This is a genomic window from Agrobacterium sp. 16-2014-1-2a (genome assembly GCF_053522705.1).
Genome location: NZ_JBNWBX010000011.1, coordinates 19,003 through 33,440 on the forward strand (window position 1 = coordinate 19,003; position 14,438 = coordinate 33,440).

Sequence of the window (14,438 nt, forward strand, 5' to 3'; positions counted from 1 at the left end):
GGGGCTCTTCTGCCCGTGGCCGTCCATATAGCTCAGAAAGCGCCGCCCGTCAAAGGCAGCGACGGCGCGAGGCCAAGGGGTCAGAAGCGATAGGTGATACCCGCACCGATCAACCAGGGATCGAGTTTCGCTTTGCCACTGATTGGCGTGCCGCCAAGTTCTGCGGTCCAGTCGGTCTTCAGGAAAATCTTCTTCACGTCGAAGTTCACGCCCCAATGTTCGTCCAGCATATAGTCGAAACCCACCTGCACGGCCGCGCCGAACTTGTTCTTGACATCAAGATTGCTGAAGCCGGGTTTTTCGGACTGGTTGTAGAACATCGAATAGTTCACGCCCGCGCCGATATAGGGCTTGAAGGCGCCGAAATCAGTAAAGTGATATTGCAGGGTCAGCGTCGGCGGCAGCAACCATGTCTTGCCCACCGGCGTGCCGGCCAGCACACCCTCGCCGTTGATCTTGGCGTATGTGGTGCCGAGGATGAGTTCGGCAGCGATATTCGGGGTGAAGAAATAGCTGATGTCGAGTTCAGGAATGACCGTATCCGAATAGGAGAGACCTGCACCCGGCACACCGTCAACGCTGCCGCTGTCATGGGTAATGACCCCGAGACCACGCACGCGCAGCATCCATGGGCTCGCCGCCGCAATCGCCTCTTCAGCGGTGGGGGCTGGTGCCGGCGGGGCCAGATCTGCCGCCATCGCGTTGGCCGACATCAGCATCGCCGCGACGCTCACCGTCACACTGGCAAGCAAGGCGGTTTTTTTCTTCCTGTTCGTCATTCCATCTCTCCTATCGCGCGCCGCAGCCGGGCAAGCCCGGGAAACCGGCTGATGGCGGCGGGCATTCGCGAATCCTCGCTTGCCGCAGCCGCTACGGCCACTATCGCCAAGGGAGAGGTGAGCGGATTGAGATGGATCAAACCGAAAGGCGAACGATAAGCCAGGGCAGCTAGCCGGTGCTTGGTGTGACAAATACGCAACGGATAGCCATGACAACGGTCAAAATAGCGGGCCCGGCAGTCGGAAGTTGGCCTGTTTCACAAGCCTTCTCCTTTGCAATCTCAGGCGGCCTGCGGTGCCAAAGTCGCGGAACCAGGCTTTTTGAGAAGCAGTACCGAGACAGCAGCGATCATGCACATCACGCCGGCAATCTGCAGTGCGGGCATGTATGTGTCGAAGTCGCTCTTGAAGAAACCTGCGCCAAAGGCAGCGGTGGCGGCCCCCAACTGATGCCCCGCAAACACCCAGCCGAAAACCAGGCCCGCTTTTTCGCGGCCGAAACTCTCAGCGGCAAGCTTCACCGTTGGCGGCACGGTTGCCACCCAGTCCAGCCCGTAAAACACGGCGAAGACCGAAAGCTCCACGAAGCTGAAGCCCGAGAAGGAGAGATAGATCAGGGACAGCCCGCGCAGACCGTAAAACCAGAAGAGCAGGAAGCGATTGTCGAAACGGTCAGAGAGCCAGCCGGCAAAAATGGTGCCGAAGAAATCGAAAATGCCGATCACCGCCAGCGTGCCGGCCGCCGTGACCGCCGCCATACCGAAATCACCGCAAATGGAAATCCAGTGTGTCTGGATAAGGCCGTTGGTGGAAAGTCCACAGACGAAGAACGTTCCGAAAAGCACCCAGAAAACCGGGTTTCCGGACACGCTCTTCAACGTCAGTATCGGGGATGCCAGTGTTGCAAGAAACTTGTGGTCCTGTTTCGGCGGTTTTACCACCACCGTCTCGCCATAGGCTGGCAGGCCGACTTCGGCGGGATGGTCACGCATCAAGAGCAGCACGAGAATCATGGCGATCGCAATCACCGCAACGGATAGCGTCAGCGCGGTGCGCCAGCCATAGGCCTCCGTCAGTGCCGCGAGCAAAGGCAGAAAAACCAGCTGGCCGGTAGCGTTACTGGCCGTCATCAGGCCGATCACCAGTCCCCGGCGCTTTGAAAACCAGCGCGATGCCACGGTCGCGCCCAGCACCAGTGCCGTCATGCCGGTGCCAACACCGATCACCACGCCCCATAACAGCAACAGCTGCCACACCTCAGTCATGAAGAACGAGGCGACGATGCCGCCCATGATCAGCGCAAGGGCCGTCGACACGACCTGGCGAATACCGAAATGGTTCATGAAGGCAGCGGCAAAGGGCCCGAGCAGGCCGAAGAGCACCAGCCTGACCGCCATGGCAGATGAAATATCGGCAATATCCCAGCCGAACTCCTGATGCAGCGGCTGGATCATCACCCCGGCCGATCCCATCGCGCCGGCGGTTGCCAGCATCGTCAAAAAGGTGGTTGCGGCAACAAGCCAGCCATAATGTATGTTTCTGTTGGCCATCCAGCTGGCAAGGCGTGTGGAGAGCATGTTCAAAATCCCTTTCCAGCGGCCAGCGGCCGAAATTTTACGGGTATATACCCTATATTGCGGGCAGATACCCGTTTTATCATCAAAAAAATTACAGGGCTGCGAGTAGTTCCTGCAATTGAGCGGTCTTTTCCGGGCCAAGCCTGGCCTCGATTTCGTCCTGTACTCCGTCCCAGAGGGGCGCGCCTGTTTTCAGTATCTCCTGCCCCTGCTCCGTCACGGTCAGCATCGCTTCGCGCTGATCCTCGCCATGGCCGATGGCCACCAGCCCCATCCGGGCCAGCACCTTGGTATTGCGGCCAACGGTAGAGCGGTCCAGTTCCACCCGCGCGGCGAGATCGGTGAGCGACACCGGCGCCATGCGGTTGATGTTCCGCAACAGGCTGAACTGGCCGATATTGACGCCAAGCGGCGCCAGCGCCTCATCGTAGTAGGACGAGACCTTACGGGATGCTTTGCGCAGCAGGATGCAGTGACAACTATCGTTTGGCATTTTCCGGGTATATACCCGCAAAATGCCAAATGCAAGAGGCACTATAAGATCATGCAGGGACAATGACCGACTACAGCGCCGCGGCACCTCAGAAACGCAGCCGGAGAAGACCGTAGACCGCCAGAACCGCACAAACAGCGGCTCCAATCAGATAGGGCATATGCAGCGCCTCGATGCGGCCGAAGGCCGGTTCGGCAATGGTGACCAGAACGCCAGCGGCAAATGCGCCGAACGACATCGCACCCCAACCGAAAAACCGATAGACGGAATTGACGCGTCCAAGCAACTCGTCCGGAATGAGCCGTTGCCTGTAGCTCACGGTCACCACATTCCACAACATACCCGCCGCAGCCTCGAGAAATAGGCCGACTGCTACCAGTGGCGCGGAACTCGAAAGGCCGAGCACCAGATTGAACAGCGCAAATGTGCATAGCGCCAGAACGAGGCTTGTCCTCGCGCCCAGTCTACGGGCGAACCACGGCGAAGCCAGCCCGCCAAGAACACCGCCAACCGCGCCGCACGTCAACAGCACGCCATAGGCTGTCGCGGAAAGATCGAGCACCTCCTGCGCATAGAGAACGAGGACCGTCATTCCTCCAACGAATACGGCGTTGACTGCCCCCAGCATGATGGCAAGCCGCAGGATCATCGTATTGCGCCGCATCCAGCCAAACCCCTCTCGCAATGCGGGCCAGAAAGAGGCTATGCTGGACGGTTTGCGTGGAGGCAGCACGATAAGCCAAACCAATGCCGCCGAAACCGCGTAAAAACTGGCATCCAGACCAAAGGGAATGGCAATGCCCGCGGCAATCAGCAAGCCTGCCAGTGGCGGGCCGATGAATTGGCCAGTGACCTCTTCGGCGCTCCACATCTGACCATTAGCATGTTCGAGATCGCTCGGTGCGACAAGTGAAGGCAATATCGTCTGGGCTGCATTGTCCCGCACGACCTCAGCGCAACCGAGAAGGAAAGCGATTACCGCCAGTGAAAAAATAGCCGCCGATCCCGATTCTGCCGGTGACGGCAGGTTTGCAGTGGTGGAGATCATGCCGACCGCGCAGATCATCAGCGCAAGCCGAACCACATCGGCCCGCACCATAAGCAGGCGCCGGTCACTTCGATCCGTCCAGACACCGACGGGAAGCGCGAACAGCAGCCAGGGCAGCCGTTGCGCCACCGCAATCATAGAGATCAAGAGCGGATCGCTGGTCAGCAGGGTTGCAAGCCAAGGTATCGCCACCATCGAAATGCCATCGGCAAGATTGGATACGGCGCTCGCGGAAAACAGAAGACGGTAGTCACGGTTCGTTCTGAGTAAAGCTGCCTGCATAGCTGATCTCCGCTTTTGAAATCACGCGGGTGCAGACATATCCGATGCAATGTCCAAAAAAGCCAAATGCAACTTTGTCGCCGCCCGAACCGGTATCACGTCCGAACCCGCAGCTTTGCATAAAAGAACATTTTGCAGCAATCCAATTTCAGCCGGATCAACCCCGGCCGTTCAGCCGGGGCATTAGATACGGATATCGTCTCAGGCAGAGAGCCTGCGGCCGCTTGCAACCAGCATACCAGCCGCACCTTCCAGCCAGCCGGCTTTGAGTTCAAGCGCCAGAAAACGGCTGCGCTCGAACGGGCCGGGCATGATCAGGTGCTGGGCCTTATCGGCAAAAAAGCCGAAGCGCTCATAATAGGCGGCGTCGCCCACCAGAAGAATGCCACCATGGCCACGTTTGGTTGCCTCGGAGATTGCCGCACGCATCAGCGCCGAACCGATGCCCTTGCCTTCATGGGCAGCATCAACCGCAAGCGGGCCAAGCAACAGCGCTTCGACAGCGCGGCCTTCGCGCGAAATGCCAGCTTCGACATTCCACAGGCGCACCGTGCCGATGACATGGCCGTCCTCGTCACGGGCAACGAGCGCCAGACCTTCCGCTGGGACGCGGCCGGCGCGCAGCTTTTCGGAAGACTTGCGGCGGCGGCCAGCGCCCATGGCGCGATCGAGCAGGTTTTCACGGGCAACGACATCGCCCGGATTTTCCTGATCGACATGAAATGTCTGCGGGGTGAAAAATGCACGTACCGAATTCAGAAGAGCGGCCATCTCTCGGCCCTCCATCACACAACCGCCCACACGCGGCCCTTGATCAAAAATGGTGGAGCCGTTCCGGCCCGCCGACACGCTTTCCTCGGCTGGAAGAGGAGCAGCAAGCAGGGATTTGCGCAACAGCACAATCGGCAAAGCCGGAACGGAAGCTTGTTCGAGACGCCGCCTTACTCAGCGGGCGGCGTTCGGATCAGATGACGTAGGCTTTCAGCGGCTCGAAACCGTTGAAGGCAACCGCCGAATAGGTCGTCGTATAGGCACCTGCGCCTTCGATCAGAACCTCGTCGCCGATGGTCAGAGAGACCGGCAACGGGTACATGTTCTTTTCGTACAGCACGTCGGCGCTGTCGCAGGTCGGACCGGCCAGAACGCAAGGCTCCATCTCGTCCTGATCGCGCTCGGTGCGGATCGGGTAGCGGATAGCCTCATCCATCGTCTCGGCGAGACCGCCGAACTTGCCGATGTCGAGGAACACCCAGCGATGGTTGTCGTTGTCGGACTTGCGCGACACGAGAACAACTTCCGCCTTGATGACGCCAGCGTTACCCACCATGCCACGGCCCGGCTCGATGATCGTCTTCGGGATCTGGTTGCCGAAGTGCTTGCGCAGCGCCGTGTCGATAGCCTGGCCGTATTCTTCGGCAGCAGGAACGTCGCGCAGGTACTTGGTCGGGAAACCACCGCCCATATTGACCATCTGCAGGTGAATACCCTGCTTGGACAGCGAAGCGAAAACGCGCTTGGCATCGCCCAGCGCTGCATCCCATGCGTCGAGATTCATCATCTGCGAACCGACATGGAAGGAAACGCCGTAGGATTCGAGGCCCAGCTGATGTGCGTAGACCAGAACATCAACAGCCATCTGCGGTACGCAGCCGAACTTGCGCGACAGCGGCCATTCGGCACCTTCACCGTCCGTCAGCACGCGGCAGAAGACGCGTGCGCCGGGAGCGGCACGGGCAACCTTCTCGACTTCCTCATGGCTGTCGACGGCGAAGAGATCGATGCCGAGCGCGTAAGCGCGGGCGACATCGCGTTCCTTCTTGATGGTGTTGCCGAACGAGATCCGGTCGGACGTTGCACCTGCATCAAGCGCCATCTGGATTTCAGCCACGGAGGCGCAATCGAAGTTCGAGCCGAGCGAAGCAAGCAGCTTCAGGATTTCGGGAGCCGGGTTTGCCTTGACCGCATAGTAGATCGCGCTGTTCGGCAGGGAATGCCGGAACGCGTTGAAATTGTCGCGCACGACGTCGAGGTCGACGACGAGGCAAGGGCCTTCGGGACGTCGGGTCTTGATGAAATCGAGAATGCGTGCAGTCGTCATCGATATATTCCCTATAAAACCGGCTCCGGAAAATCCGGAGGACAAAGGACGCTCGAGATATGCATACGAATCAGCCGGTGGAGGCGCAGAATCGATAGCATACGCTCAAGGCGCAAATATGAATGACGCCCTGCCAGAGCATCATTCGGCTTTGTCTGCCATCGATTGGAGGGAATGACCCGACCGCACTTCAGGCAATGATGGTGTGCCTCTTCAGTACCCCGGCTGATGGAAAGCCGGCAGAGAACCAGAAAGGCCCGCACCGTCGTTGCTTCATATGTCCTCGCATTTCCCGGTTGGCCGGAATAGCGACTGGAGGGGTTAGTTCCAGGTACCTTACCGAACTCCTCACCACATCGAGGACTCGGCGGACACACATGGGCACGTGCGACTTTGGGCAGCACGGGAGATAAGAATATTCGCCGTCATAATCAAGAGGATTTTTTCACCATATAGCGGATTTTTTCGGCAACCATTTTACGGGTTGAACAGTCGCGCCTCAGCGTTCAATTATATGGAACGAACCGGAGGATTTTCATGGACACGCTCACCCGCATCCGCGCCTTTATCGACGTTGTCGAAGCGGAGGGTTTTTCCGCCGCTGCCCGCAAGACTGGGCGTTCCAAGGCGCTTTTGTCCAAATATGTCCGGGAACTGGAAGATGATCTCGGTGCACTGCTTCTCAACCGCACCACCCGGCAATTCTCGCTGACGGAGGCCGGCCATACATATTACCGCACCGCCTCCGACATTTTGAAGGAGATCGACAACCTCGCCGATCTGGTGCGCGAGAAGAATGCCGATCTGAAGGGCAAGCTCAGAATATCCGTTCCGCGCACCTTCATCGACGCCGATGTTGGCCAGAGCCTCATCGATTTCGCCAAGGAAAATCCGGAACTGTCTCTGGAAATCGTCGCCGATGACCGATTCGTCGATCTGATCGAGGAAGGGTTCGACCTTGCGATTCGCATAACGCGTCTGGAAGATTCAGGCCTCATCGCCCGCAAGATCTCCGATTTCCGGGTCTATGCAGTAGCAACGGCGGATTTTGTCGCCAGACACGGCCCGCTCAATGGTCCGCAGGACTTTTCCCGCGTGCCCTTCATCATCGACACCAACACCCGCTTCCACAACACCGTGCGTTATCTTGAAGCGGATGGCGGCTCGAACTCCGTTACCATCAGTGGACCGATCGAGGTGAACAGCCCGCAGGCGACACTCCGGGCCGCCCGCGCAGGGCTTGGCATCGCCATGGTGCCGGACTTCATTGCAAGACCCTTCATCCAGTCCGGCGAGCTTGTGACCCTGTTCGACGACTATATTTCCAAAGACCGCGGCATATACGCCGTCTACCCCCACCGCCGTTACCTTCCCGCGAAAGTGCGCAGCTTCGTGGATTATCTCTCGGCGTGGTTCAGGAAAAATGGATGAAGAGCGGGGGAGCGGTATAGTTTCCGCCGACCTTCCCCTCGTCATGCCGTATTTAATCCGGCATCGAGCCGCGGCGCGCCCGCGCTATGAAGGACTCTATCGCGATCAACGACCTGATCGCGCTGCACCCCGAATCTGGTCCGGGGTGCAGGAGTGCGGATGCAACGCCTGCCTTTCAGCGGGCGTTGCTTAGCCGGAAACGGCTTATCAGAACGGCGAATCCGGGAAGTAGAACTGCTTGGCATTGTCCTTGGTGATGAGCGTAGCGTCGAGAATATACTCGCCAGCAACCGGCACCTGATCGTAAAAATGACCAGCCGTAAGCTGCATGGCGGTCGCCACCATCGCCGGCGGATAGAGCACGTCGACCGGAATTAGCTTGTCGCCGTCCATTACGCGCTTGATCATGTCCTTGGAACCGGCGCCAGCAACGATATACTTGATATCGGTGCGTTTCGCCTGCTGGATTGCCTCCAGCACGCCAACCGCCATGTCGTCGTCCTGACACCAGACCACGTCGATCTTCTTGTATTTGGTCAGGTAGTCCTGCATCACGCGGAAGGCGTCGTCGCGGTTCCAGTTGCCGTACTGGCGGTCGAGAACCTTGACGCTGGAACCGGCAATTCCCTTGTCGAAACCATCCTGGCGCTGCTGGTCGATCGGGATCGGCAGACCGCGAATGACCACCACTTCCGCATCAGGCGTGGTTTTCTTGATGTATTCGCCTGCCACTTGTCCGAGTGCCGGATTGTTACCCGCAACGTAGAGATCGCGGATCGAATTGTCGTTGACGCTCGGCGCGCGGTCGACGAGCGCGACAAAGGTGCCCTTGTCCTTGATCTCCTTGATGGCGTTGACGAGCGGATCGGGATCAGACGGCAGCACGACCAGTGCGTCCAGCCCCTGCACGGCAAGATCCTGAAGCGCGTTTGCCTGGTTGGCGGCATCCGGCGAGGTCTTGACGATGACGTTCAGACCCGGATGCTCCTTCATCAGAAGCTTTGCCACCCGTTCGGCATGGTAAACGACGCCCGCCGTCCAGCCGTGGTCGGCCGCCGGAATGGATACCCCGATCGTTACCTTCTTCTCCTGCGCATGGGCAGAACCCGCAAGAACGGCAGCCAGCGCGACAAATGCCACGCCGATGAATTTTCTACGCATAGTCTCTTCCTCCCAAGACCGGGGCGTTCCTCCTGTTTAAACCGCGCATGCCCCAGATTGCGCGGCCAGATGTCTCATCGATCGTCCAGCTATCTGCGGCTGAGCGAACGCTGCACCAGCATGGCGATGATGATGATCGCGCCCTGAATGGCACCGATCAGATATTCGCTGACGAAGTTCGACAGGATCATGATGTTGCCAACGATCTCCAGAATGAAGGCGCCGCAAATCGTACCCCAGATGCGGCCCACACCACCCCGTAGCGCCGTGCCACCGACGACAACGGCGGTGATGGCCTGCAACTCCCACAACATGCCTGTAGTGGCCGAGGTGGAGGCAAGACGCGGTACGTAAAGCAGGACGGCAACGGCGACGCAAAGCCCCTGAACCACATAGGCAATCGTGCGGACGCGAACGACCGAGATACCGGAGTAACGCGCCACATCCTCGCTGGAACCCACCGCCGTCAGATGCCTGCCGTAACGGGTTCGGTAAAGCACGAAAGCGGCGATGGCGGCAGTGACGAAGATGACAATGACCGGCACCGGCACACCGATCACATTGCCGAAATAGACCGGGCGATAAAGCGTCTGGATTTCCGGGTTGCGCAGCGTGATCGCGCCACCCTGCGACAGCCAGGTGGTCAGCCCACGATAAATGCCCATGGTGCCAAGCGTGGCGATGAAGGGCTCGATGCGGCCGATGGTGGTGATGAGGCCGTTTGCAAGCCCGCAAGCGGCACCGATGGCGATAGCCAGCGCCATGGCGGCCAGTAGCATCACCAGCGGATTGGCAATAACGCCACTGTTCATGAACAGGATCATCAGGCTGGCAACGAAAGCCACCATCGCGCCGACGGAGAGATCAAGTCCGCCGGATGTGATGACATAGGTGGCGCCGAGCGCAATGATGGCGATGAAGGCGCTGCGGGTAACCACGTTCAGCAGATTGTCGATACCGATGAAATTCGGATTGGCGACGGCGCCGAGAACCAGCAGCAAAGCCAGCGCCACAAAGGGCGCAACGGCGCGCAGGTCCCAGTCTTTCGAGGTCTTCGGCGTTTTGCCGTTATCAAGTGCGGCCTCAGTCATATTTCCCCTCAATTGTCTTTTCTTCAGGCCAACCTGCCGGGACATCAGCCCTCAGGCAAATTCCTGCGTGTGCACGCCAGTCGCGAGTGCCACGATATCGTTTTCGGTCATGCGTTCCCCCGTCACTTCGCCGACGATCCTGCCGGAGCGCATTACAAGGACGCGGTCGCAGATGCCGATCAGTTCCGGCATCTCCGAGGACACGACGATGATCGACCTGCCCTCGTCTGCGAGCTTTGCTATGAAACGGTAGATCTGTTCCTTGGTGCCGATATCGATGCCGCGTGTTGGCTCGTCGATGATGACGATCGATGGATCGAGCAGCATCATCTTGGCGAGCAGCAGCTTTTGCTGGTTACCGCCGGACAGCTGGCCCGCGAGCAAGTCCTTACTTCCCGTGCGAATATCGAAATCACGCACCGCATCATCGAGCGCTGCCTTCTCTCGACGGATATCGATCTGGAACAGGCGGCTGAATTTCCTCAGCGAGGCGAGTGTGAGATTGACCCGCAAGTCCTTCGTCAGCAGCAATCCCTTGCCCTTCCGATCCTCGCTCAGATAAACGATACCGGCCTTCAGACTGTCTTCCGCCTTTGCAAAATGCACAGGCTTTCCGAGATGGCGGATCGTCCCCCGCCCTGGACGCAGGCCAAGCACGCCCTCCATAAGCTCCGTTCTGCCCGCGCCGACGAGACCAGCAAAACCGAGGATTTCGCCCTTTCGCAGGCTGAAACCGGCATCCTGCGCATAACCGGGAACGGTGAAATGCTCCACCTGTAAGACAGGCTCGTGCTCGCCGCCGGCGTTCCTGTCCGGATAGAGCTTGGCGACATCGCGTCCCACCATCAACCGCGCCATATCGGCGGGCTCAAGCGCCGATATTGGGTGGGAGCCGACCAACCTGCCATCGCGCAGAACGGTCACACGGTCGGCAATCTCCTTCACCTCCGGCAGGCGGTGCGAAATATAGAGCACGGCCACGCCCTTTGCCCTTATGTCCCTGATAACGTTCAACAGCGCATCGGTTTCAATGGGCGTGAGGCTTGCGGTCGGCTCGTCGAAAATGACGACGCGATGCGGCACGAGCAGAACGCGGGCTATCTGCACCAGCTGGCGCTGGGCAATCGACAGGCTGCCGACGACGGCATCGGGATCGATCGTACCGCCGAGATCGGCGATAGCCCTCAGGGCGCCGGCACGCATGGCGCGGTCGTCCATCATCGGGCCTTTGCACAATTCGCGGCCCAGATAGATGTTCTGAGCCACCGTCAGATCCGGGGCCAGCAATATTTCCTGATGCACGAGAACGATGCCGCGATGTTCGGCGTCGACAGGTCCGCTCAGCGTAACTGCCTCGCCATCGATCCTGATTTCCCCACTTGAAGGCTTCTCATTGCCCGCAAGCAGTTTCATCAACGTCGATTTACCAGCCCCGTTCTCGCCAATGATGGCGTGAACTTCACCGGCGCGCACAGCAATCTCTATATCCTTCAGAACCTGGACGGGACCGAAAGACTTGGACAACCCGACAGTCCGTATAAGGACCTGATCTGGAGATTCCTCAGCAAAAGCCATGTGTCGTCACCGGTACCCGGTGCGAATGAACGGATCTTGCCCCTCGATTTTACTTGAAATCATCATGCACGAACTCCTCCCAAAGCTCTTGGGAAGAAGCTAACGTCCGTTTTGAGGTACGTAAAGCAAATTTCGCTGGTCTTTTAGAATACACTCAAATTTGACCAGGACGATGGTGCCTAAAGGCTAAAAAATAGGCGGCCATGGTCCCGCAGAGCGTTGGAAATCCTCAGTGAGGCAAGGCACCAACGAGATGCCTGTAGCTAGAGAAGGCGCTTCAGTGAGCTGGCTTCCGGTTGCGGGGAGGCCTTCGTTGTATCGCTGTTGTCGGCAGACCTGTTGCGCATCGCGGCGTAATAGGCGTTTTTCTGCTCGTACATATGCATGTCGGCACGGCGCACCAGCGATTCCATCGTCTCGCCGGCTTCGCTGGTTGCCACGCCCAGCGAAAGACTAAGCGGCGCATTGGAGTAGAACTGGTTGTTGATCTTCAGCAGTTCGTAAATGGTATCCACCATCGCCGCGGCGATCTGCTTGTCTGCGCCGGGCAAAAGGATGGCGAATTCATCACCGCCAATGCGCGCAGCATGGTTCGGCGCGGTAACGACACCGTTCAGGACTTCGCCAAGGCGCCGCAACAGCGCGTCGCCTGCGTCGTGCCCGAGCCTGTCATTGGCGTCCTTGAGGCCATTGAGATCGATGACGATGGCCGAAACGGGCCGGATCGTGCTGCGTTCCAGCCTGTTCATTTCGTCCGAATAGAAGGCGCGATTGTGCAGCTTGGTCAGCACATCGTGCTTGCCGAGATATTCGAGATAGGCTTCCGCCTTTTTCCGCGCCGTAATATCAGTCAGCGCCACCTGCACCAGTGACCAGTCGCGTTCGTGGCCCGGAAAAACGGAGAAATGCAGCAGCACGTGCCGCTCTGAACCATCCAGCGCGTAGTTCACCACTTCGCGATGATGGTTGAGATTGCCGTTCCACAGCTCCATCAGCTGTTCGCGGAAGGGCTTTTCCATTTCACCACGGAAAATATCGCCAAGCCGCTGCAACAGAACCTGACGGTCCGGTGCACAAAACAGGTCCAGTGTCGCCCGGTTGACGTCGATCACGCGGATTTCGCTCATACATTGGCGCACGAATTCGGGATGCACATCCATGAACACCCGGAAGTCGATGATGCCGCGTTCCCTGACCTCCTCGATCAGACGCCGAACCCGGCTGAAATCCTCCACCCACAGGGAAACGGGCGAATGTTGGAACATGCCTTCAGCATAACGGCGGTTGAAAAGCTCCTTGCGGCGAGCCTCCTCACGTTCCGTCACATCCTCTGTGGTCAGCAGCAACCGCCCGAGTGTCTGTTCGTAGCCGGGTATGACCGCACCGCGCAGCTGGATATCCAGCCGCTTTCCGCCAATCGAGTAATTGACGGCGTTGCTGATGAATTCGGTTTTTCCAGCCCAAAGCTCGGAAAGCTCGTTCACATGGCTTTCAAGCATGTCATCGCGGAAAATCCGGTACAGATTATCGATCAGATGCGCCTTGTCCCGCGCTTCGAACAGTTCAAGTGTCTTGGCATTAACCTGCACGACGCGGATTTTCTGCGAGCACGCCGCCACCCGCGACAGATCTGCCAGCAAAAACGCCCGGATATCCTCGACGCCCTGCGCCCGCCAGATATCGAACTGGCTTTTCACCTCGCTGAAATCCTCGATCCACATCGCCACAGGGGCAAGATTGAAGATATTGGTATCGATCGTTTCAATCATACGGGCAGTCTTCTTCAGGATAATAAGGGCGGATGCCGAATGCCGAAATCGTGCGAGACAGCGATGACTGACCGCATATCTGGATTTATTAGGGATATTCGATCCAACGCAAGCCTTTATCGCGCAAGCCAACGGATTGCGCGATAAATCTCGGTTTCGCCAAGATTCCGCCCGTTACCAGAGCTTCACGTGGCGGTTCACATCCTTGTAGAGCAGGTAGCGGAAACGGCCCGGCCCTCCTGCATAGCAAGCCTGCGGGCAAAAAGCGCGCAGCCACATGAAATCACCCGCCTGCACTTCCACCCAATCCTCGTTCAGCCGGTAAACCGCCTTTCCTTCCAGCACGTAAAGACCGTGCTCCATGACATGAGTTTCCATGAAAGGAATGGTAGCGCCCGGCTCCAGGCTGACGATGTTGAGGTGCATGTCGTAACGCACGTCGTCGGGATCGATAAACCGGGTGGTCGCCCATTTGCCGTCCGTATCGGGCATCGCCGACAGAGCGTGTTCATCTTCATGCGTGAAGATCGCCGGCGGCGGCTCCAGCCCGTCCACCGCCTGAAACGCCTTGCGGACCCAGTGGAACTTGACCGGTGCCGTGCCGGAATTGCGCAGCTGCCAGCGCGAGCCGGCGGGCAGGAAGGCGAAGGAGCCGGTCCGCAATGCATGCTGCACGCCCTCAAACTCCACGGTCATTTCACCATCAACGACAAAGATCGCCGCTTGCGCCCTTGCGTCCGGCTCCGGCCGCTCGCTGCCGCCGCCGGGCTGCACTTCAACGATATATTGCGCAAAAGTCTCGGCAAAACCGGTCATCGGTCGGGCGATGATCCAGGCCCGCGTCCCGGTCCAGTGCGGGAGCACGCTCGTCACGATATCGGACATGACGGTTTTGGGGATGACCGCATAGGCAGTCTTGAAAACAGCCTTGCTCGACAGCAGTTCCGTCTGCCCCGGCAGACCGCCCATATCCGAATAATATTTCTTCATTTCAGCCATTCCATTCTGCAACGCATTTCGCGCGAATTCTTAGGCCTGTAGCGACGTTTAATCAAATAATTATTGGCGTGCACAGGGCTTGCCGCCCGCATGGTAAAATGCAGGCGGCCTATTTTCGCGCGGACATGCGAAACG

12 protein-coding genes are annotated in these 14,438 nt (G+C 58.6%); 1 reads left to right on the forward strand and 11 read right to left on the reverse strand.

What is annotated here, in order from left to right:
• Positions 1-80 precede the first annotated feature (80 nt).
• From ACQZ45_RS23995 to odc2, 6 genes are all read right to left on the reverse strand, one after another.
• Entirely contained in the window at positions 81-779 is a 699-nt protein-coding gene (locus ACQZ45_RS23995) for an OmpW/AlkL family protein (RefSeq protein WP_019564584.1), read from the reverse strand.
• Positions 780-1,060: 281 nt separating this feature from the next.
• Entirely contained in the window at positions 1,061-2,356 is a 1,296-nt protein-coding gene (locus ACQZ45_RS24000; RefSeq protein WP_413373136.1) for an MFS transporter, read from the reverse strand.
• A 91-nt stretch (positions 2,357-2,447) separates the two neighbouring features.
• Positions 2,448-2,849, reverse strand: coding sequence for a MarR family winged helix-turn-helix transcriptional regulator (locus ACQZ45_RS24005; protein WP_003510658.1), 402 nt, complete (start codon positions 2,847-2,849; stop codon positions 2,448-2,450).
• A gap of 88 nt (positions 2,850-2,937) precedes the next feature.
• Positions 2,938-4,179: an MFS transporter gene (locus ACQZ45_RS24010; protein WP_111828847.1), complete on the reverse strand. Its 1,242-nt coding sequence runs from the start codon at positions 4,177-4,179 to the stop codon at positions 2,938-2,940.
• Positions 4,180-4,380: 201 nt separating this feature from the next.
• On the reverse strand, positions 4,381-4,950 hold the full coding sequence (locus tag ACQZ45_RS24015; RefSeq protein WP_013761478.1) for a GNAT family N-acetyltransferase: 570 nt from the start codon (positions 4,948-4,950) through the stop codon (positions 4,381-4,383).
• Between the two features lie 193 nt (positions 4,951-5,143).
• Positions 5,144-6,277, reverse strand: a complete 1,134-nt coding sequence (gene odc2 / locus ACQZ45_RS24020; protein ID WP_003510663.1) for an ornithine/lysine decarboxylase — start codon at positions 6,275-6,277, stop codon at positions 5,144-5,146.
• Positions 6,278-6,814: 537 nt separating this feature from the next.
• Here odc2 and ACQZ45_RS24025 point away from each other — a divergent pair.
• The gene (locus tag ACQZ45_RS24025) at positions 6,815-7,708 is read left to right on the forward strand and encodes a LysR family transcriptional regulator (RefSeq protein ID WP_003510664.1); all 894 of its coding nucleotides are present in this window, start codon (positions 6,815-6,817) and stop codon (positions 7,706-7,708) included.
• 207 nt (positions 7,709-7,915) lie between these two features.
• Here the strand turns inward: ACQZ45_RS24025 and ACQZ45_RS24030 are convergent, their stop codons facing one another.
• The 5 genes from ACQZ45_RS24030 to ACQZ45_RS24050 form a co-directional block, all read right to left on the reverse strand.
• Positions 7,916-8,869, reverse strand: a complete 954-nt coding sequence (locus ACQZ45_RS24030) for a substrate-binding domain-containing protein (protein WP_003510665.1) — start codon at positions 8,867-8,869, stop codon at positions 7,916-7,918.
• 89 nt (positions 8,870-8,958) lie between these two features.
• Positions 8,959-9,960, reverse strand: a complete 1,002-nt coding sequence (locus ACQZ45_RS24035; RefSeq protein ID WP_025595778.1) for an ABC transporter permease — start codon at positions 9,958-9,960, stop codon at positions 8,959-8,961.
• A gap of 51 nt (positions 9,961-10,011) precedes the next feature.
• Complete coding sequence (locus ACQZ45_RS24040; RefSeq protein WP_003510667.1) at positions 10,012-11,535, reverse strand: sugar ABC transporter ATP-binding protein; 1,524 nt, start codon at positions 11,533-11,535, stop codon at positions 10,012-10,014.
• A gap of 263 nt (positions 11,536-11,798) precedes the next feature.
• The gene (locus ACQZ45_RS24045; RefSeq protein WP_448742571.1) at positions 11,799-13,304 is read right to left on the reverse strand and encodes a diguanylate cyclase domain-containing protein; all 1,506 of its coding nucleotides are present in this window, start codon (positions 13,302-13,304) and stop codon (positions 11,799-11,801) included.
• Positions 13,305-13,478: 174 nt separating this feature from the next.
• The gene (locus ACQZ45_RS24050) at positions 13,479-14,303 is read right to left on the reverse strand and encodes a bifunctional allantoicase/(S)-ureidoglycine aminohydrolase (RefSeq protein WP_065659479.1); all 825 of its coding nucleotides are present in this window, start codon (positions 14,301-14,303) and stop codon (positions 13,479-13,481) included.
• Positions 14,304-14,438 lie beyond the last annotated feature (135 nt).

Coding starts and splice junctions, on each gene's coding strand:
- ACQZ45_RS24015 (WP_013761478.1), bottom strand. CDS start 4,950: ATGGCCGCTCTTCTGAATTCGGTACGTGCATTTTTCACCCCGCAGACA.
- ACQZ45_RS24030 (WP_003510665.1), bottom strand. CDS start 8,869: ATGCGTAGAAAATTCATCGGCGTGGCATTTGTCGCGCTGGCTGCCGTT.
- ACQZ45_RS24000 (WP_413373136.1), bottom strand. CDS start 2,356: ATGCTCTCCACACGCCTTGCCAGCTGGATGGCCAACAGAAACATACAT.
- ACQZ45_RS23995 (WP_019564584.1), bottom strand. CDS start 779: ATGACGAACAGGAAGAAAAAAACCGCCTTGCTTGCCAGTGTGACGGTG.
- odc2 (WP_003510663.1), bottom strand. CDS start 6,277: ATGACGACTGCACGCATTCTCGATTTCATCAAGACCCGACGTCCCGAA.
- ACQZ45_RS24010 (WP_111828847.1), bottom strand. CDS start 4,179: ATGCAGGCAGCTTTACTCAGAACGAACCGTGACTACCGTCTTCTGTTT.
- ACQZ45_RS24040 (WP_003510667.1), bottom strand. CDS start 11,535: ATGGCTTTTGCTGAGGAATCTCCAGATCAGGTCCTTATACGGACTGTC.
- ACQZ45_RS24005 (WP_003510658.1), bottom strand. CDS start 2,849: ATGCCAAACGATAGTTGTCACTGCATCCTGCTGCGCAAAGCATCCCGT.
- ACQZ45_RS24035 (WP_025595778.1), bottom strand. CDS start 9,960: ATGACTGAGGCCGCACTTGATAACGGCAAAACGCCGAAGACCTCGAAA.
- ACQZ45_RS24025 (WP_003510664.1), top strand. CDS start 6,815: ATGGACACGCTCACCCGCATCCGCGCCTTTATCGACGTTGTCGAAGCG.
- ACQZ45_RS24050 (WP_065659479.1), bottom strand. CDS start 14,303: ATGGCTGAAATGAAGAAATATTATTCGGATATGGGCGGTCTGCCGGGG.
- ACQZ45_RS24045 (WP_448742571.1), bottom strand. CDS start 13,304: ATGATTGAAACGATCGATACCAATATCTTCAATCTTGCCCCTGTGGCG.